This window comes from Pantoea sp. X-Soil-YNGN-844, from assembly GCF_059730595.1.
Genome location: NZ_AP036007.1, coordinates 3,227,004 through 3,246,429 on the forward strand (window position 1 = coordinate 3,227,004; position 19,426 = coordinate 3,246,429).

14 protein-coding genes are annotated in these 19,426 nt (G+C 56.6%); 2 read left to right on the forward strand and 12 right to left on the reverse strand.

Going from position 1 to position 19,426, the window contains the following annotated elements:
* Positions 1 to 141 precede the first annotated feature (141 nt).
* Positions 142 to 501 carry a 6-carboxytetrahydropterin synthase QueD gene (gene queD / locus AC6I8C_RS14950; protein ID WP_013358878.1) on the forward strand — a complete coding sequence of 120 codons (360 nt, stop codon included), beginning with the start codon at positions 142 to 144 and terminating at the stop codon, positions 499 to 501.
* A 91-nt stretch (positions 502 to 592) separates the two neighbouring features.
* Here the strand turns inward: queD and queE are convergent, their stop codons facing one another.
* From queE to rlmD, 6 genes are all read right to left on the reverse strand, one after another.
* Positions 593 to 1,264, reverse strand: coding sequence for a 7-carboxy-7-deazaguanine synthase QueE (queE, locus tag AC6I8C_RS14955; protein WP_497822921.1), 672 nt, complete (start codon positions 1,262 to 1,264; stop codon positions 593 to 595).
* A gap of 149 nt (positions 1,265 to 1,413) precedes the next feature.
* Positions 1,414 to 2,709, reverse strand: coding sequence for a phosphopyruvate hydratase (gene eno / locus AC6I8C_RS14960; RefSeq protein WP_013358880.1), 1,296 nt, complete (start codon positions 2,707 to 2,709; stop codon positions 1,414 to 1,416).
* Positions 2,710 to 2,785: 76 nt separating this feature from the next.
* Entirely contained in the window at positions 2,786 to 4,423 is a 1,638-nt protein-coding gene (gene pyrG, locus AC6I8C_RS14965; protein ID WP_013358881.1) for a glutamine hydrolyzing CTP synthase, read from the reverse strand.
* Between the two features lie 230 nt (positions 4,424 to 4,653).
* Entirely contained in the window at positions 4,654 to 5,442 is a 789-nt protein-coding gene (gene mazG / locus AC6I8C_RS14970; protein WP_497822922.1) for a nucleoside triphosphate pyrophosphohydrolase, read from the reverse strand.
* 156 nt (positions 5,443 to 5,598) lie between these two features.
* Positions 5,599 to 7,830 carry a GTP diphosphokinase gene (relA, locus tag AC6I8C_RS14975; protein WP_013358883.1) on the reverse strand — a complete coding sequence of 744 codons (2,232 nt, stop codon included), beginning with the start codon at positions 7,828 to 7,830 and terminating at the stop codon, positions 5,599 to 5,601.
* Between the two features lie 29 nt (positions 7,831 to 7,859).
* Complete coding sequence (gene rlmD / locus AC6I8C_RS14980; protein ID WP_497822923.1) at positions 7,860 to 9,176, reverse strand: 23S rRNA (uracil(1939)-C(5))-methyltransferase RlmD; 1,317 nt, start codon at positions 9,174 to 9,176, stop codon at positions 7,860 to 7,862.
* Between the two features lie 93 nt (positions 9,177 to 9,269).
* Between rlmD and barA the strand changes: the two genes are divergently transcribed.
* Entirely contained in the window at positions 9,270 to 12,005 is a 2,736-nt protein-coding gene (gene barA / locus AC6I8C_RS14985) for a two-component sensor histidine kinase BarA (protein ID WP_497822924.1), read from the forward strand.
* A 173-nt stretch (positions 12,006 to 12,178) separates the two neighbouring features.
* Here barA and AC6I8C_RS14990 read toward each other — a convergent pair whose 3' ends face one another.
* From AC6I8C_RS14990 to AC6I8C_RS15015, 6 genes are all read right to left on the reverse strand, one after another.
* Positions 12,179 to 13,318, reverse strand: coding sequence for a glycerate kinase (locus AC6I8C_RS14990; protein WP_497822925.1), 1,140 nt, complete (start codon positions 13,316 to 13,318; stop codon positions 12,179 to 12,181).
* 73 nt (positions 13,319 to 13,391) lie between these two features.
* Positions 13,392 to 14,276, reverse strand: coding sequence for a 2-hydroxy-3-oxopropionate reductase (gene garR, locus AC6I8C_RS14995; protein ID WP_013358887.1), 885 nt, complete (start codon positions 14,274 to 14,276; stop codon positions 13,392 to 13,394).
* 19 nt (positions 14,277 to 14,295) lie between these two features.
* Entirely contained in the window at positions 14,296 to 15,066 is a 771-nt protein-coding gene (gene garL / locus AC6I8C_RS15000) for a 2-dehydro-3-deoxyglucarate aldolase (protein WP_497822926.1), read from the reverse strand.
* A gap of 45 nt (positions 15,067 to 15,111) precedes the next feature.
* Positions 15,112 to 16,443 (reverse strand): glucarate dehydratase, encoded by a 1,332-nt coding sequence (gene gudD / locus AC6I8C_RS15005; RefSeq protein ID WP_033733625.1) that lies wholly within the window; start codon positions 16,441 to 16,443, stop codon positions 15,112 to 15,114.
* Between the two features lie 10 nt (positions 16,444 to 16,453).
* Entirely contained in the window at positions 16,454 to 17,800 is a 1,347-nt protein-coding gene (locus AC6I8C_RS15010) for an enolase C-terminal domain-like protein (protein ID WP_497822927.1), read from the reverse strand.
* On the reverse strand, positions 17,797 to 19,158 hold the full coding sequence (locus AC6I8C_RS15015) for an MFS transporter (RefSeq protein ID WP_497822928.1): 1,362 nt from the start codon (positions 19,156 to 19,158) through the stop codon (positions 17,797 to 17,799). The genes AC6I8C_RS15010 and AC6I8C_RS15015 overlap by 4 nt, the downstream gene beginning before the upstream one ends.
* Positions 19,159 to 19,426 lie beyond the last annotated feature (268 nt).

Genomic DNA, 19,426 nt, shown 5'->3' on the forward strand with positions numbered 1-19,426 from the left:
TAAGTAAACAGGTGATTTATCAGTTAATTAGCTGGACACGATCCGGCAATCGGATGTGAAAGTATCGCTTTGTGCGGCGCGGGTGCGAAAAAAGCGGTAATCAGGTAGAATTCAGCGGTTTTTTAATGTCTGAGAACCACTATGTCTACCACCTTGTTTAAAGAGTTCCAGTTCGAAGCCGCGCACCATCTTCCGAATGTGCCGGCCGGACACAAATGTGGCCGCCTGCACGGTCATTCGTTCCTGGTTCGTCTGGAGATTACCGGCGAAGTGGATGCGCATACCGGCTGGGTTATGGATTTTGCTGAACTGAAGGCGGCGTTTAAGCCTCTGTACAATCGGCTGGACCACTACTATCTGAATGATATTCCTGGCCTGGAAAATCCCACCAGCGAAGTGCTGGCAAAATGGATCTGGGATCAGATGAAGCCGCAACTGCCGCTGTTAAGCGCGGTCATGATCAAAGAAACCTGCACCGCAGGCTGCGTTTACCGCGGCTAAGCCTGTCGGATCGAGCCTTTCGATCCGACGCTGTTTCGCTTCTATCCCGCATAAGCCCCTTCCCTGTGGTTAACCGCTCAGCACACCCCTATCAGGCGATATTGAGATATTTATGGGTCTGCATCGACAGACGCCAGTTGCGCGCAATACAGGTCTCAATGCAGAGTCGGGTAGCATCATCTTTGCGGCTGATAGGCTGCAGAGCGATGATTCGGGCTTTGGTGTCATCAATCCCCGCCAGCAGCCCATCCAGTGCGTCCACATCACGCTGACGCGCCACCGGATGTTTAATTTCATCGGCCCGGCTCAGCGCCTGGGGCAGCACATCGTAGCCGCCGCGCATGTTGACCTTCGGCGAGACAGTCACCCAGGTCTGCTCAGAACAGTGGATCTCGTGAGTGCCGCTGGTCTCAATCTGGCACTGGAAACCGAGCTGTTCCAGAATTGTGGTTAACGGACGCAGGTCGTAAATCGCCGGTTCGCCACCGGTGATCACCACATGACGCGCCGTCCAGCCCTGCTGTTCGATGGTCCGAAGCAGGGTCGCCGCATCAGCATCACCCCAGGCGTCGCTCTCCACCGTTTTGATCAAAATATCGCCCAGCGACGTTTCCCGATCTGCCCGCTTTTCCCAGGTGTGTTTGGTATCGCACCAGCTACAGCCCACCGGGCAGCCCTGCAGGCGGATGAAAATGGCAGGCACGCCGGTGTAATAACCTTCGCCCTGCAGTGTCTGGAACATTTCGTTAATCGGGTAGAACATTTTTTACTCGCCTGGATAAATCGGGGCGCTGATTATGCCAGCGTGTGTCGCACAACAACAGCTGCGCGACACGAAAAAGCAAAAGCCCCGCACAAGGCGGGGCTTTCAGCGTATGCGATGCCGCTTAACGCGCCATCAGCACAGGGTCATTACTGACCTTTAACTTCTTTCAGACCGTTGAATGGCGCTTTAGAACCCAGCGCTTCTTCGATACGGATCAGCTGGTTGTACTTAGCAACACGGTCAGAACGGCTCATTGAACCGGTTTTGATCTGGCCCGCTGCAGTACCTACCGCCAGGTCAGCGATAGTTGCATCTTCAGTTTCGCCTGAACGGTGAGAGATCACGGCAGTGTAGCCCGCGTCTTTCGCCATTTTGATCGCAGCCAGGGTTTCGGTCAGAGAACCGATCTGGTTGAATTTGATCAGAATGGAGTTAGCGATACCTTTATCGATACCTTCTTTCAGGATTTTGGTGTTGGTTACGAACAGGTCGTCACCCACCAGCTGGATTTTGTCGCCCAGCACTTTGGTCTGGTAAGCGAAGCCGTCCCAGTCAGATTCATCCAGGCCATCTTCGATAGAGACGATCGGATACTGTTTAGTCAGATCTTCCAGGAAGTGGGTGAACTCTTCAGAGGTAAACGCTTTACCGCCTTCACCGGCCAGAACGTATTTGCCATCTTTGTAGAACTCAGATGCCGCACAGTCCATCGCCAGGGTGATGTCTTTGCCCAGCTCGTAGCCTGCTGCTTTTACCGCTTCAGCGATAACTGCCAGCGCTTCGGCGTTGGAACCCAGGTTAGGCGCGTAGCCGCCTTCGTCACCCACTGCCGTGCTCATGCCTTTGCTTTTCAGCACTTTTGCCAGGTTGTGGAATACTTCAGAACCCATACGGATAGCTTCTTTAACGTTAGAAGCGCCAACCGGCTGGATCATGAATTCCTGGATGTCGACGTTGTTGTCGGCATGTTCGCCGCCGTTGATGATGTTCATCATAGGCAGTGGCATAGAGTATTTGCCTGGGGTGCCGTTCAGCTCAGCAATGTGCTCATACAGTGCCTGACCTTTAGAAGCTGCAGCTGCTTTAGCTGCTGCCAGTGAAACAGCCAGAATGGCGTTAGCACCGAAGTTAGATTTGTTCTCAGTACCGTCCAGGTCGATCATGATCTTATCGATGTTCGCCTGATCTTTCGCGTCTTTGCCTTTTACCGCTTCAGCAATCGGACCGTTTACTGCAGCAACGGCTTTGGTTACGCCTTTGCCCAGGAAACGTGATTTGTCACCGTCACGCAGTTCCAGCGCTTCGCGTGAACCGGTAGAGGCACCTGATGGCGCAGCGGCCAGGCCTACAAAACCGCCTTCCAGATGCACTTCAGCTTCAACAGTCGGGTTACCACGTGAGTCGATAATTTCGCGACCGATGACTTTTACGATTTTGGACATTACGATTTTCCTCAGTACAAGTTAGTCAATCCTAAGACAGACAACGCGCGAAAAGTTCGCGCGCTGCCTGTGAAACTTACTTCGCTAAACGCTTCTGATGCTCATGCGCGGCTTTTACAAAGCCGGCAAACAACGGATGGCCGTCGCGTGGGGTCGAGGTAAACTCAGGGTGGAACTGGCAGGCCACAAACCACGGATGGTTCGGGATCTCGATAATCTCAACCAGTTGATCATCACCAGAGCGACCTGCTACGCGCAGACCGGCTGCTTCAATCTGCTTTAACAGCATATTGTTCACTTCATAGCGGTGGCGATGGCGCTCAACGATGGTGTCAGAGCCGTAGAGCTGGCGAACCTGGCTGCCCGGCGTTAACTGACACTGCTGGCTGCCCAGACGCATGGTGCCGCCCAGATCGCTCTGCTCGCTGCGGACTTCGACGTTGCCTTCTTCGTCACGCCATTCGGTGATTAATGCCACCACCGGGTATTTACAGTCTGGCACAAATTCAGTGGAGTTGGCGCCCGGCATGCCCGCGACATTGCGCGCGAACTCCATCAGCGCGACCTGCATGCCCAGACAGATGCCGAGGTACGGCACGTTATTTTCACGTGCGTACTGGGCGGTCATCAGCTTGCCTTCCACACCACGGTAGCCGAAGCCGCCGGGGATCAGAATCGCATCCAGATCTTTAAGTAATTCGACACCGCGGGATTCAACATCCTGCGAATCGATCAGTTTGATGTTCACGGTAACGCGATTTTTCAGGCCACCATGTTTCAGCGCTTCGATCACTGACTTATAGGCATCCGGCAGCTCAACATACTTGCCCACCATACCGATGGTGACTTCACCACCCGGATTGGCTTCTTCGTAGATCACCTGCTCCCACTCGGCCAGGTTGGCTTCCGGTGCATTCAGGTTGAAGCGCTTGCAGATGTAGTCATCCAGGCCCTGCGACTTAAGCATGCCAGGAATCTTGTAGATGGAATCCACGTCTTTCAGCGAGATAACCGCTTTTTCAGGGACGTTACAGAACAGCGCGATTTTGGCGCGTTCGTTGGCCGGTACGGCACGATCAGAACGGCAAATCAGCACGTCTGGCTGGATACCAATCGACAGCAGCTCTTTTACGGAGTGCTGAGTCGGTTTGGTTTTCACTTCACCCGCCGCCGCCATGTAAGGCACCAGCGTCAGGTGCATATACATGGTGTGTTCGCGGCCCACATCCACGGCCATCTGGCGAATCGCTTCCAGGAACGGCAGTGATTCGATATCCCCTACCGTGCCGCCGATTTCGACCAGCACCACATCATGACCTTCACCGCCTTCAATAATGCGTTCTTTGATGGCGTTGGTGATGTGCGGGATAACCTGAATGGTTGCGCCCAGATAGTCGCCACGGCGCTCTTTGCGCAGGACTTCTGAGTAGATACGGCCGGTGGTGAAGTTGTTACGGCGCGACATTTTGGTGCGGATGAAGCGCTCGTAGTGACCCAGATCGAGATCGGTTTCAGCGCCGTCATCAGTGACGAAAACTTCGCCGTGCTGGGTCGGGCTCATGGTGCCTGGATCCACGTTGATATACGGGTCCAGCTTCATGATGGTCACGTTCAGACCACGAGCTTCGAGAATGGCTGCGAGGGAGGCGGCGGCAATGCCTTTACCCAGAGAGGAAACGACCCCGCCGGTCACAAAAATATAATTCGTTGTCATGCTGAACCTGAGAGTTTAGGTTTAAAGACGGTGGAATAACCAGGACGGGAAAACAGTATACTGGAAACCGCTATCAGCCACAATTGATGAATCACAGCCATCCTCCAACGCATTGCTGCGTCCTAACATAGCGGATAGCTGCCAATGAAATGTTGATGTGCGTCACAAAGTTGTAGCCGCGCTGAAACGAGTAAGCATATCTGGCGACTTTATGCACAGCGCTGGAATAATCAGCGCTTCTCGCCCTGTTTCACCTGCTGCCAGGCCGCTTCCATCTGCTCCAGCGTGGCACCCGGCATGCTTACCCCCTGTGCTGCGATGATTGCTTCCACTTCACGGAACCGACGCTCGAACTTGTCATTCGCCTTTTGCAGCGCCGTTTCCGCTTTGCTGCCAAGATGACGCGACAGGTTAACCGTGGCAAACAGCAGGTCGCCAATCTCCTCTTCCAGCTTTTCGCCGTCCACCACGCTCTGCTGCGCCTCGTGCATCACTTCATCAATCTCTTCATGCACTTTTGCCACTACCGGCCCCAGCGTGGTCCAGTCGAATCCCACATTGTGACAGCGCTTCTGAATCTTATGGGCACGCATCAGTGCGGGCAGCGCTTTAGGAATGTCATCCAGCGCCGAATGCTGGGATTTATCAGCCCGCTCGGCGGTTTTAATCGCTTCCCAGTTTTTCAGCACGTCATTGCTGGTTTCTGCCGTGGCATCGCCAAAAATGTGCGGATGACGGCGCTCCAGCTTGTCACTGATGGCGTGACAGATATCCTCAAAATTAAAGCGACGCTGTTCGCTGGCCATCTGCGCATAGAACACCACCTGAAACAGCAGATCGCCCAGTTCGCCGCGCAGATCGTCAAAATCTTCGCGCTGGATGGCATCCAGCACTTCATAGGTCTCTTCCAGCGTATAGGGCGCGATAGAAGTGAAGGTCTGTTCACGATCCCACGGGCAGCCATGTTGGGGATCGCGCAGGGTTTTCATGATGCCAAGCAGGCGCTCAATAGCGTTCATTCAGACGGGTCCTTGAGTAGTCAGGTGACAGGCAGCGGGCAAGAAGGCGAGGCGTATAACAGTGCCGGACAGGGTGAACCGCGTCCGGCACGCTCAGGTACCGCAGAAAACGCCCGCGCAACTTCCGGTTGCCGGTTGCCGCAGTGCAGCTGAATATCAGTGCAGGCGGCGGGCGTCAATAATATCAGAGACCTGGTTCAGGCGCGCCAGGACACGTCCCAGTACCTGATGGTTGTAGATCTCAATATCCATGTCGATGGTCGCCAGCTGCTTTTTAGTGTCGCTGCGGCTTGAGACGCCCAGCACATTCACTTTCTCGTTGGCGAGAATGGTGGTGATGTCACGCAGCAAGCCGCTGCGATCGTTGGCGGTGACGCGCACCACCAGCGAGTAACCGCTGGAATAACTCTCGCCCCACACGGCATCGACGATACGTTCCGGCGCATGTGAAATCAGTTCAGAGAGCTGGTCGCAGTCAGCGCGATGAATTGAGATGCCGCGCCCCTGGGTGATGAAGCCGACAATATCATCGCCCGGAATCGGCTGACAGCAGCGGGCAATGTGGTGCATCAGATTACCCACACCCTCGACGACCACGCGCCCACTCTCTTTGCGTGCGGGCTGCGAGTACGATTTCTGGGTCAGCTGGCGCAGCGCTTCGCGATCTTCCTCTTCAGCACTCGGCTTGTTGAGCTTCGCCTGCAGGAAGTTAACCATCTGGTTAAGACGGATATCGCCGCCGCCAATCGCCGCCAGCAGCTCTTCCAGCGAGGTCACGTTGTAGCGCGGTAGCAGCAGTTTCTCTGCTTCGCGCAGGCTGATATCAAGCTGATTCAGTTCGTTATCCAGAATCTGCCGTCCGGCGATAATGTTCTTGTCGCGATCCTGCTTGCGGAACCAGTTGTGGATCTTCGAGCGTCCACGGCTGGTCGTGATGTAGCCCAGATTCGGGTTGAGCCAGTCGCGGCTCGGGTTCGGCTGTTTCTGGGTGATCACTTCAACCTGATCGCCCATCTGCAGCTGATAGGTGAACGGCACGATGCGGCCACCGATTTTTGCACCGATGCAGCGGTGACCGATGTCACTGTGAATATGATAGGCAAAGTCGAGCGGCGTCGATCCGGCCGGCAGATCCACCACGTCACCTTTCGGGGTAAAGACGTAGACCCGGTCGTCGAACACCTGGCTACGGACCTCTTCCAGCAGCTCGCCAGAGTCGGCCATCTCTTCCTGCCAGCTAATCAGCTTACGTAGCCAGGCAATACGCTCTTCGTGACCCGCTGCGCCGCGCGCGCTGCTGGAGGTTGGCCCCTCTTTATATTTCCAGTGCGCCGCCACGCCCAGCTCGGCATCTTCATGCATCTGGCGGGTACGGATCTGGATTTCCACCGTTTTGCCCTGCGGGCCTAACACCACGGTATGAATCGACTGATAGCCGTTGGGTTTAGGGTTAGCGACGTAGTCATCAAATTCGCTGGGCAGATGGCGATAGAGCGTGTGCACCGTGCCCAGCGCGCCGTAGCAATCCTGCAGGCGATCGGCCACGATGCGCACCGCACGCACGTCAAATAGCTCATCAAAGGCCAGCGATTTTTTCTGCATCTTGCGCCAGATGCTGTAAATGTGTTTCGGACGACCGTAGACTTCGGCGCGCACGCCCTCTTTAACCATCTCTTTGCGCAGATTGTTAACGAAGTTATCGATGTACTGCTCACGATCGATGCGACGCTCATGCAGTAATTTAGCAATGCGCTTATATTCGTCGGGATGCAGATAGCGGAAGCAGTAATCTTCCAGCTCCCATTTGAGCTGTCCAATACCCAGACGGTTGGCCAGGGGCGCATAGATGTTGGTGCTCTCTTTGGCGGCCAGCACCCGCTCATCTTCCGGCGCATCTTTCATTTCGCGCAGGTTCATAATGCGTTCGGCCAGCTTGAGCACCACGCAGCGGAAATCTTCCACCATCGCCAGCAGCATGCGGCGGACGTTATCGACCTGTTCAGAGGCCATGGAGTCGTTGTGGATCGCTTTCAGCTGGCGGATGGCGTCCATATCGCGCACGCCGTGTACCAGCGAGACGATGCCTTTGCCGACGGCGGTTTCCAGCTCCTCTTCACTCACCACTTCATCGTTAGCCAGCGGAAAAATCAGCGCCGCACACAGGCTTTCAATATCCATGCTGAGCATGGAGAGGATTTCCACCATCTCGATACCGCGCCACAGGAGCAGCGACTGATCGGGATGGCCCTGCGTCTGCGCTTCGCAGTAGCGCCAGGTCTCAGCAACGCGTTGACAGGATTGCGGGTTGGCAATACCGAGACTGGCGATCCACTGGTCGAGGGCGAAATCCCCCTCAGTATTTAAATGCGCACTTCTGACCGCAACCATAACCTCTCCTGCACAACGACATTCATCGCTTATGTTTTTCTGAACAGCACCATGGATTCGAGATGACGGGTATGTGGGAACATATCCAGCATCGCGACCCTTTCCAATTGGTAGCCTGCCGACAGCAATGTCTGGCTGTCGCGGGCGAGTGTTGTGGGATTACACGAAACATAGACCACGCGTTCTGGTGCAAGTTTAACCACATGCGCCATGACGCCCGCAGCCCCGGCGCGTGCCGGATCGAGTAATACCTTGTTAAATCCCTGTGCCGCCCACGGCTGGCGCGACACTTCTTCTTCCAGATTATGCTGAAAGAAACTGACATTTTTAAGATTATTCAAATCAGCATTATACGCTGCCTGCCGCACTAATGCTGCAATCCCCTCCACACCAACGACATTTTGTACGAAGATTCCTACAGGAAGTGTGAAGTTTCCCATGCCGCAAAACAGATCCAGCACCCGGTCTTCCGGCTGCAGATCGAGCCAGGCGATCGCCTTCGCGACCATCTGCTGATTAACCGCATCGTTAACCTGGATAAAATCCTGTGGGCTGAAAGTGAGCTTAAGCTGGTGCGAGTGATAAAACGGCACCGACTCACTTAACGCATTCAGTTCTTCTTGCCCCGCATCCAGGAACAGCATCAGCTGATGCTTATGCGAAAACTGTTCCAGTTTTTCACGATCATCGGCATGCAGCGCATCAAGATGGCGCAGAATCATCAGCGGGCCGTTATCCGCCAGCACCAGTTCCACATGTCCGAGACGCCTGACGGCGCGCAACGCACTAAGGCACTGGTGCAGCGGAACCAGTAACGCTTCAAGTTCGGGCGCTAAAATGGGGCAGTGCTGAATATCGACCAGATCGTTGCTGGCTTCCTGGCGGAAGCCCATCTGTAAGCGTTGGGCTTTATTTTGCCATTGCAGGCCCAGACGGGCGCGACGGCGGTAGCCCCAGGGCTGACCGGCGATCACCTCATCTACCGCCACGTTCTGTGCTGCGGCCCTGCTCAGCATCCGGCTCAGCGCCTGGGCTTTACTCTGCTGTTGCAGCGCCACATCCGCATGCTGCTGCTGACAGCCACCACAGCGTTCATAGTGCGGGCAGCATGGGGTAACGCGGTCCGGACTGCGGCTAATCAGTCGTGTCACTTTCGCCCGGGCAAATTGACGTTTATCCTCTGTCAGTACGACCTCCGCCTGTTCACCCGGCAGAGCACCCGTGACAAAAAGGGTTTTGCCCTTGTGACGCGCCACACCCTGTCCGAACGGATCGAGCTCATCAATGGTGACGGTAATCCGTTGTTGCGTCGTCACGCGCTGTTTTGCAACGTAAAATTGCGCCATAGTGTTATTCATTCTCTTTATCGAAAACGGCCTGCATCGTTTTGTCGACAGCATGCACAGGGACGTTAATGCCGGAGTAGCCAGGCGACTATTATGACCAAATACAGCCTGCGGGCGCGAATGATGATTTTAATCCTGGCACCCACGCTGATGGTTGGCCTGCTGCTCAGCTCATTTTTTGTGGTGCACCGCTACAACGAACTGCAGCGCCAGGTGATCGATGCCGGGGCTAACATCATCGAACCCCTGGCAATCTCCAGCGAATACAGCATGACCTGGCACAATCGGGATGCCATGCGTGAGCTGGTCAGCCTGCTGCACCGCCGCCACTCCGGCATCGTCCGGGCCATCTCGGTGTTTGATAATCATAATCAGCTCTATGTCACCTCTAACCACAAGCAAAACCTCAGCCTGCTGCAACAGGATGATATCCGCGCCCTGCCTGACGATGTCTCAATGGAGCGCCACGGCAGCCTATTAATTCTGCGCACGCCGATTACCTCCGAGCGTTACGATGTGGATGAATTACCGGATGAAGATGCCAAGCCCGCGGGCAATCCGCTGGGCTATGTGGCGATTGAACTGGATCTGCAGTCGGTGCGGCTGCAGCAGTACAAAGAGGTGTTTGTTGCCACGCTGATGCTGCTCTTCTGCCTCTGTCTTGCCATGCTGTTTGCTTATCGTCTGATGCGCGATGTCACCGGCCCGATCCGCAATATGGTCACCACCGTTGACCGTATCCGTCGCGGCCAGCTCGACAGTCGCGTTGAGGGCTACATGCTGGGTGAACTCAACATTCTGAAAAACGGCATTAACGCGATGGCGATGTCGCTGACCGCCTATCACGAAGAGATGCAGCACAATATCGACCAGGCAACCTACGATTTAAGAGAGACGCTGGAGCAGCTGGAAATTCAGAACGTTGAGCTGGATCTGGCGAAGAAACGCGCGCAGGAAGCCGCGCGTATCAAATCTGAGTTTCTGGCCAATATGTCGCATGAGCTGAGAACGCCGCTCAATGGCGTGCTGGGCTTTACCCGGCAGATGCTGAAAACCCAGCTGCGCACCACCCAGCGCGACTATATGCAAACCATTGAACGGTCAGCCAATAACCTGCTCAGTATTATCAACGACGTGCTCGATTTTTCGAAGCTGGAAGCGGGCAAGCTGATGCTGGAGGCGATCCCCTTCCCGCTGCGCGCCACGCTGGATGAAACCCTGGTGCTGCTGGCGCCGTCGGCGCATGAAAAGGGGCTGGAGCTGACGGTGGTGTGTGACAGCAGCGTGCCGGACAACGTGATTGGCGATGCGCTGCGACTGCAACAGATTCTGATCAACCTGATTGGTAACGCCATCAAGTTTACCGAGCAGGGTTACATCGGCCTGCGCGTCGGACAGCGGGTGATTACCCAGTCGCGCGTCGAGCTGGAGATTCAGGTTGAGGATAGCGGTATCGGTATCTCTGAGCAGCAGCAGACACAGCTGTTCCAGGCGTTCCGTCAGGCTGACGCCAGCATTTCGCGGCGTCATGGCGGAACCGGGCTGGGGCTGGTCATCACGCAAAAACTGGTGCGGGAGATGGGGGGGGAAATTACCTTCAGCAGCCAGCCGGATCAGGGTTCAACCTTTTTGATTCGCGTGCAGCTGGATCTCAATCCCAATGCGCCCGGCATGCCCCGCGTGCTGGAAACGCTGTCCCATGCGCGTATTGCTTATGTGGAAGCGGATGCTAACGTTGCCAGCGCCGCGCTGGAGATGCTGAGCGCCACCCCATTGCAGATCGACTACAGTGAAACGCTGGAGGGATTGAAAGCGTCTCACTATCCGCTGCTGCTGATGGCGATGCCGGTCGGTATCAGCCAGCCTGAACTGCTTGATGAGCGCCTGATCAATGGGCTGCTGGATCGGGCAGACAACGTGCTGATGGCCCTTCCCAGCCCGATGATGTTGCTGGCTGATGAACTAAAGGTACGCGGCATTGATGGCTGCATCGCTAAACCGATCTCTCTGACGCGGCTTCTGCCGATGTTACTGGATATCCATACCCGCCAGGTCAGCGAACTGCCGCTGTCACCGCGACTGCCGCTGACGGTGATGGCGGTGGATGATAATCCCGCCAACCTCAAGCTGATTGGCGCGCTGCTGGAGGAGCAGGTGCAGAATATCCTGCTGTGCAGCAGCGCCGAACATGCCATCCGCGAGGCGCGTCAGCAGTCGCTGGATGTGATTCTGATGGATATTCAGATGCCTGAGATTGATGGCATTCGCGCCAGCGAAATTATCCGGGGATTACCGCATCACGCAAATACACCGATTGTGGCGGTGACCGCACATGCGATTGATGGCGAGCGTGAACAGCTGATCAAGGCGGGTATGAATGACTATCTTGCCAAGCCGATTGATGAGAGCAAGCTGAGACAGCTGCTGGCGCGCTATACGCCGCCACCGGTGGTCTCCCTGCCGGAACTGCAGCCAATATTAACGACGCTGGACTGGCAGCTGGCGCTGCGTCAGGCGGCGAACAAACCCGAGCTGGCGCGCGATCTGCTACGAATGCTGCTGGAGTTTTTACCGGAAGTGCATGCGAAGATGGCGCAGTTTATGACGACCAATGAGGTCAACGCCCTGCGTGAAATTATTCACAAGCTGCACGGCAGTGCCAGCTACAGCGGCGTGCCGCGCATGAAGCAACTCTGTCATCAGCTGGAACGGGGGCTGCTGGAGGCCAGCGATATCGCCGCGCTGGAGCCGGAACTGCTGGAGCTGCAGGATGAGATGGAGAACGTCGCCAGAGAAGCCCGGCGACTGTTAGGGTTCGGGGAAGTCTGACCGGCCTGCTGCCACGCCAGCTATACGCGCAAACACTAAACGGCAGGTGCTTTAGCTTCCGCTGACGCATCTGCCACCAGGATAAAGGGCTGACGCCGCAAAACTATGCCTGACCACCCGCATCACCCTCTACAGATCACGGCCCGCATTGCCTGGCCGGATAGTCCTGACGGTCAGTGGAATCCGGCCAGTTTCAGCGTCGCGGCTACGTTACGCGCCGTCATCTCAACATTCTTTCCGGCATTCGCAAGTGCCTCATCCAGCGTACAGATGCTGTAGAGCACGCTGAATACTGCATCGATCCCGTGCTGATGCACGACGTCGACATCCGCCGTCAGGCTTCCGGCGATGCCAATCACCGGCTTGTTAAAGCGCTTTGCCACGCTGGCGACCCCAATCGGCACCTTGCCATTGATACTCTGGCTGTCGATACGCCCTTCACCGGTAATCACCAGGTCCGCATCTTTGACCTCTTCAGCCAGCCCCAGCGCTTCAGTAACAATCTCAATGCCGCGCCGCAGCTCCGCCTGACAGAAGGCGTGCAGCGCCGCGCCCATGCCGCCCGCTGCGCCGCCGCCGGGAATATGCAGCACATCGATATCAAGATCGCGGTGAATAATCGCGGCGTAATGGGCCAGCGCCTGATCGAGCTGTTGCACCAGCGCCGGAGTCGCCCCTTTCTGCGGACCGAAAATGGCCGATGCACCCTCTTTGCCGGTCAGCGGATTGGTCACGTCACAGGCCACTTCGATGCGGCACTGATGGATACGGGCATCCAGGGCGTCAATATCAATGCTGGCGAGGTCAGAGAGCGCGCCGCCACCGTGACCAATCTCGCTGCCCTGGGCGTCGAGCAATCGGGCGCCCAGCGCCTGCATCATCCCGGCACCGCCATCGTTGGTGGCGCTGCCGCCGATACCAATAATGATGTGAGCAACGCCTTTATCCAGTGCATTCCTGATCAACTCGCCGGTGCCAAACGACGTCGTTATCAGCGGGTCACGCTGTGAAGCGGGCACCCGCTCCAGTCCGCTGGCCGCCGCCATTTCGATATAGGCGGTACGTTCATCTCCCGACAGACCGTAAAAGGCATCAACCTGCGTGCCTAACGGACCTGTCACCTTCAACCTGACGATCTTTCCCTTCGTCGCCGCCACCATCGCTTCTACCGTGCCTTCGCCACCGTCGGCGACCGGTATTTTCACGTAATGCGCATCGGGGAAAATGTCACGGAAACCCGCTTCAATCGCCGATGCCACATCCAGGGCGGATAAACTCTCTTTATATGAATCCGGTGCGATTACGATTTTCATAGGCAATCCGAGCGCAGTTGAGTAATTGAAACGGCTCTTAACCAGTCCGGTTTCAGGAAACCGGCACCGGGTTTTAGCGGGCGATTTCAACCTTCGCTAACTTCTCATAATAGCAGGCCAGCGCACTGTGGTCGGCGGTACCCTGACCCTCGTTGCGCAGCGCCTGCATCATCTCCATCACCGCCGCCGTCAGCGGCAGATGCGCGCCGATGCTGTGCGAGGTATCCAGCGCGTTCGCCAGATCTTTAATATGCAGGTCGATACGAAAGCCCGGTTTAAAGTTGCGGTCCATCACCATCGGCGCTTTGGCATCCAGCACCGTGCTGCCCGCCAGCCCACCGCGAATCGCCTGATACACCAGATCCGGATTCACACCCGCTTTCGTCGCCAGCGATAGCGCCTCAGACATGGCCGCTATGTTCAGCGCCACAATCACCTGGTTTGCCAGCTTGGTGACGTTACCTGCACCGATGTCGCCGGTATGGACGACCGATCCGGCCATGGATTTCATGATGTCGTAGCAGGCATCGAACACCGCTTTATCGCCACCGACCATCACAGAGAGCGTGCCTTCAATCGCTTTAGGTTCGCCGCCGCTGACCGGCGCATCCAGCATTTTGATGCCTTTTTCTGCCAGCGCATCATGCACTTCACGGCTCGCCAGCGGCGCAATCGAACTCATGTCGATCACCACCAGGCCCGGCTTCGCCCCTTCGACAATGCCATTTTTACCCAGGCAGACCTCGATCACCTGCGGCGAGTTAGGCACCATGGTAATCACCACGTCGCACTGTTCCGCCACTTCTTTAGGCGATTTCGCCACGGTCGCGCCCAGTTCCGTCAGCTCCGCTTCGTTTTCAGCGTTGTGATCGCGTACCACCAGCGAATAACCGGCTTTCACCAGATTTTTACTCATGGGTTTGCCCATAATGCCCAGGCCAATAAATCCAATTTTCATTGCGTTTCTCCTTGATCGATTAGCGCTTAAATTTGTCGCATAACGCCTGCGAGGCGTTGCGGAACATTCCGACATCGCTGCCGACGGCCACAAAAGTGGCTCCCCACTCCAGATAGCGACGCGCGTCCGCTTCCACCGGCGCCAGAATGCCGCTCGGCTTACCGGCCGCTTTGGCACGTTCAAAAATGTGTTTAATCACTTTCAGCACTTCAGGATGCGCAGGCTGACCGAGATAGCCCAGCGCAGCGGAGAGATCGCCCGGCCCGACGAAAATACCGTCGACGCCATCCACCGCCGCGATGGCGTCAATGTTATCGACCGCCTGCTGGGTTTCGATCTGCACCAGCACCGTGATGTTGTCATTAATGGTGCTGTTGTAATCCGGCAACGTGCCGTACATGTTGCTGCGGTGGGACACCGAGACACCACGAATCCCGGCGGGCGGATAGCGGGTTGAGGCGACAGCACGCAGAGCTTCCACTTCGGTTTCGACAAACGGCACCAGGAAGTTGTTAAAGCCGATATCCAGCAGACGCTTAATGATCACCGGCTCGTTGCAGGGCGGACGCACCACGGGGGCGCTGTGGCTGCCTTTCAGCGCCATCAACTGCGGCACAAAGGTCGTGATGTCGTTGGGCGCGTGTTCGCCATCCAGTACCAGCCAGTCGAAACCGGCCAGCCCCAGGATTTCAGTTGAGATAGGACTGGCCAGCGCACACCAGCTGCCAATCAGGGTGTCGCCCGCTAACAGGCGACGACGAAATCCATTGGGCCAGGCTGCATTACTCATGGTTGAACTCCTGTGACGGTGGCTCCGCGGCGGGAGCCAGAAAGGTTAACGTACCAGGCACGGGCGTTTATTGTCGAAAGTCCATCCCGGCACTAAAAATTGCATCGCTTCAGCATCGTCACGCGCACCCAGCCCCTGCTTCTGATAGAGCGCATTAGCCTGCATCACCTGATCCATATCCAGCTCTACGCCAAGACCCGGCTTCTGCGGCACCTGCACCATACCGCCCTTGATCTGGAACGGCTCTTTGGTCAGGCGCTGATTGCCCTCCTGCCAGATCCAGTGTGTATCAATGGCGGTGATCGCGCCCGGTGCGGCGGCGGCCACGTGGGTAAACATGGCCAGCGAAATGTCGAAGTGGTTATTGGAGTGCGAACCCCAGGTCAGGCCAAAGTCGTGACACATCTGCGCCACGCGCACCGAACCCTGCATGGTCCAGAAGTGCGGGTCAGCCAGGGGAATGTCCACCGACTGCAGCGATAGGGTATGCCCCATCTGCCGCCAGTCGGTGGCGATCATATTGGTGGCGGTGGGCATGCCGGTCGCACGGCGGAACTCCGCCATCACTTCACGCCCTGAGTAGCCCTGCTCTGCGCCACAGGGATCTTCTGCGTAGGCCAGCACATCTTTGAGCTGCTTGCCGAGCATGATCGCCTCATTGAGCGACCAGGCCCCATTGGGATCGAGGGTTATGCGAGCTTCAGGAAAACGTTTTGCCAGCGCAGTGACCGCTTCGGCCTCTTCACCGCCGCGCAGCACGCCACCTTTAAGTTTGAAGTCGTTAAAACCATATTTCTCATAGGCTGCTTCCGCCAGACGCACTACCGCATCCGGAGTCAGCGCCTCTTCGTGGCGCAGGCGATACCAGTCGCACGGATCGTCTTGCTGATTCTGATAAGAGAGGGAGGTTTTAGTGCGGTCGCCGATGTAGAACAGGTAACCGAGCATCTCAACACGGTCACGCTGCTGCCCGTCCCCCAGCAGCGAGGCGACGTTGACGCCCAGGTGCTGACCCAGCAGATCAAGCAGCGCCGCTTCGATGCCGGTTACCACATGAATCGTGGTGCGCAGATCAAAGGTCTGGTTGCCGCGGCCACTCGCATCGCGATCGGCAAAAGTACTGCGCACCAGACTGAGGGTATTTTTATACTCACCCAGCGTTTTGCCGATCACCAGCGAGGCGGCATCTTCCAGCGTCTGGCGGATTTTCTCGCCGCCCGGGATTTCACCGACGCCGGTATGTCCGGCGTTATCTTTGATAATCACAATGTTGCGGGTAAAGAATGGCGAGTGAGCGCCACTGAGGTTCAGCAGCATGCTGTCATAGCCTGCGACCGGAATAACCTGCATGGCGGTCACTTTCGGTGTTGAACTCATCTCCTGCTCCTTATGCTGTTTTCCGGCCGAATGCCGGGCGCTTGCGGTCAAATGTCCAGCCGGGGATCAGATACTGCATTGCCGTCGCGTCATTACGTGCACCGGCGGGCAGTGACTGATAAAGCTGATTGGCTTTGTTTACCTGGTCCCAGTCGAGCTCAATGCCCAGACCCGGTGCATCCGGTACGGCGATTTTTCCGTTGCGGATTTGCAGCGGATTTTTCGTCAGGCGCTGATCGCCCTCCTGCCAGATCCAGTGGGTATCAATCGCGGTGGGATTGCCCGGCACCGCCGCACCCACATGGGTGAACATCGCCAGGGAAATATCGAAGTGGTTATTAGAGTGGCAACCCCAAGTGAGGCCCCACTCATCGCATAGCTGGGCGACACGCACGGCACCGCTCAGCGTCCAGAAGTGCGGATCCGCCAGCGGAATATCGACCGCATTCAGCATTACCGCGTGGTTCATCTCGCGCCAGTTGGTGGCGATCATATTGGTGGCGACCGGCAGGCCGGTCGCGCGCCGGAACTCGGCCATCACTTCACGCCCTGAATAGCCCTGCTCCACGCCGCAGGGATCTTCGGCGTAGCTCAGCACATCCTGCATCCCTTTACACAGCGCTATCGCCTCATCTAGCAGCCAGGCCCCATTGGGGTCAACTGTGATGCGCGCATCGGGAAAGCGCTGCTTCAGCGCCGCCGCCGTGGCGATCTCCTGCTCACCCGGCAGCACGCCACCTTTGAGCTTAAAATCTTTAAAGCCGTACTTATCCTGTGCTGCCTCAGCCAGCCGCACCACGGCATCGCTGCTTAGCGCTTCCTGATGGCGCAGGTGATACCAGTCGTGACTGGCCTGCTCACCAGTGAGATAGGGCAGATCGGTTTTGCGCCGGTCGCCGAGATAGAACAGATAGCCCAGCACCGTGACTTCATCACGCTGTTTACCCGGCCCCAGCAGTTCAGCCACCGGGACGCCCAGACACTGTCCCAGCAGATCGAGCAGCGCCGCTTCCAGCGCAGCCACCGCATTGACCCGCAGTTCAAAGGTCCAGGCACCGTTGCCAAAGGTGGTGAAGTCAGCCGACTGATTCCCCTTATGTACCTGCTGCACCAGACGGTTCATGCGGGCAATCTGCTGGCCTAAAACCCGCGGAATCGCCTCCACCAGCGTCTGATAGATGGTGTCACCGCCGGGCGCTTCACCCACGCCGGTATGGCCGGCGCTGTCGGTGAGGACCACAATGTTGCGGGTAAAACAGGCGTTGTGGGCACCGCCAATATTAAGCAGCATACTGTCGTAACCGGCGACCGGGATAACCCGCATCTCCGTGATTACTGGCGAACTTTGCGTATTCATGATGCATCCTTACCGTGCCAGGATTTCAGTTCGACACGTTTGATATCACCGGCAATCACCAGGAAGCTGAATGCCGCAACAAAGGCATGAATGCCGACATAGACCAGTGCACCTTCAAAGGAACCACTGGTAGCGATGATGTAGCCGATAGCAATGGGGGTCACGATGCCGGAGAAGTTACCGAACATGTTAAACAGGCCGCCACTGAGGCCGCTGATCTCTTTCGGTGCGGTATCCGCCATCACCGCCCAGCCCAGCGCACCGATGCCTTTACCAAAGAACGCCAGTGCCATAAAGAAGACCACCACCCATTCGGTCTCGGTGTAGTTGCACATCACCATCGAAATAGAGAGCAGCATGCCGAGCACGATCGGCGTTTTACGCGCGATATTCAGCGAGCCGGTTTTACGCATCAGCCAGTCGGAGATGACTCCGCCCAGAACGCCGCCGAGGAAGCCGCACACTGCCGGAATCGAAGCAATAAAGCCCGCTTTGAGAATCGACATGCCGCGCGCCTGCACCAGATAGACCGGGAACCAGGTAATAAAGAAGTAGGTTAAGGCGTTGACACAGTACTGACCGAGGTAGATACCCAGCATCATGCGCGACGTCAGCAGCTGTTTGATCTGGAACCACTTTTCGCTCCAGCTCACCTTGCGGCTATCCTTTTTCACATCCATGTTGATCAGCGCGCCGCCCTGCTCCATGTACTCCAGTTCAGCCTTGTTCACGCCAGGGTGATCGGTAGGATCGTGGATCACTTTCAGCCAGATAAAGCTGAGGATGATGCCCAGGCCGCCCATGAACCAGAACACGTGCGCCCAGCCCACTTCAGAGACCAGCCAGCCCATGATGGGTGCAAAGATCACGGTGGCGAAGTATTGCGCGGAGTTGAAGATCGCCACCGCCGTGCCGCGCTCCTGCGCCGGGAACCAGGCGGCTACAATCCGGCTGTTGCCGGGGAAGGAAGGCGCTTCAGCCAGACCCACCAGGAAACGCAGAATAAACAGCGACATGATGATGCCGAAGCCGCTGAAGATATCCACGAAGCCCTGCAGCAGCGTAAACAGCGACCAGGTAAAAATGCTCCAGAAATAGACGCGTTTAGAGCCGAAGCGATCGAGCAGCCAGCCACCCGGAATCTGCCCGATAACATACGCCCATGAGAAGGCAGAGAAGATATAGCCCAGTCCGACCGAATCGAGGCCGATATCTTTGGACATTGCGGAACCGGCAATCGAGATGGTTGCGCGGTCACCGTAGTTGAATGAGGTGACGATAAATAACATCACCACAATCCAGTAGCGGGCATTGGTGCGCTTCTGCACCGTTTCCGCGGTCTGGCTGAAACTATTCATGATGCACTCCTGAAATATAGCGTGAGCTACATTCGCTCTGACTGCATACACATCGCGTTGGGTATCAGAGAGAAGTTGGGTTAAACACGGCGATCTTTTTGTTGTGGCAAACCTTTATTTATCCATCTGCGAGGTGGCAGCCAATGCGCTTCTGCGACCTCTGCGGATGAGTAATACGTCGTGACAGATAACCTGACTTTGGCTAACGGAACCCAGTATAAGAACAGCCTGAAGCGAGCACATTGGCACATCGCCCTGGAATAATGCC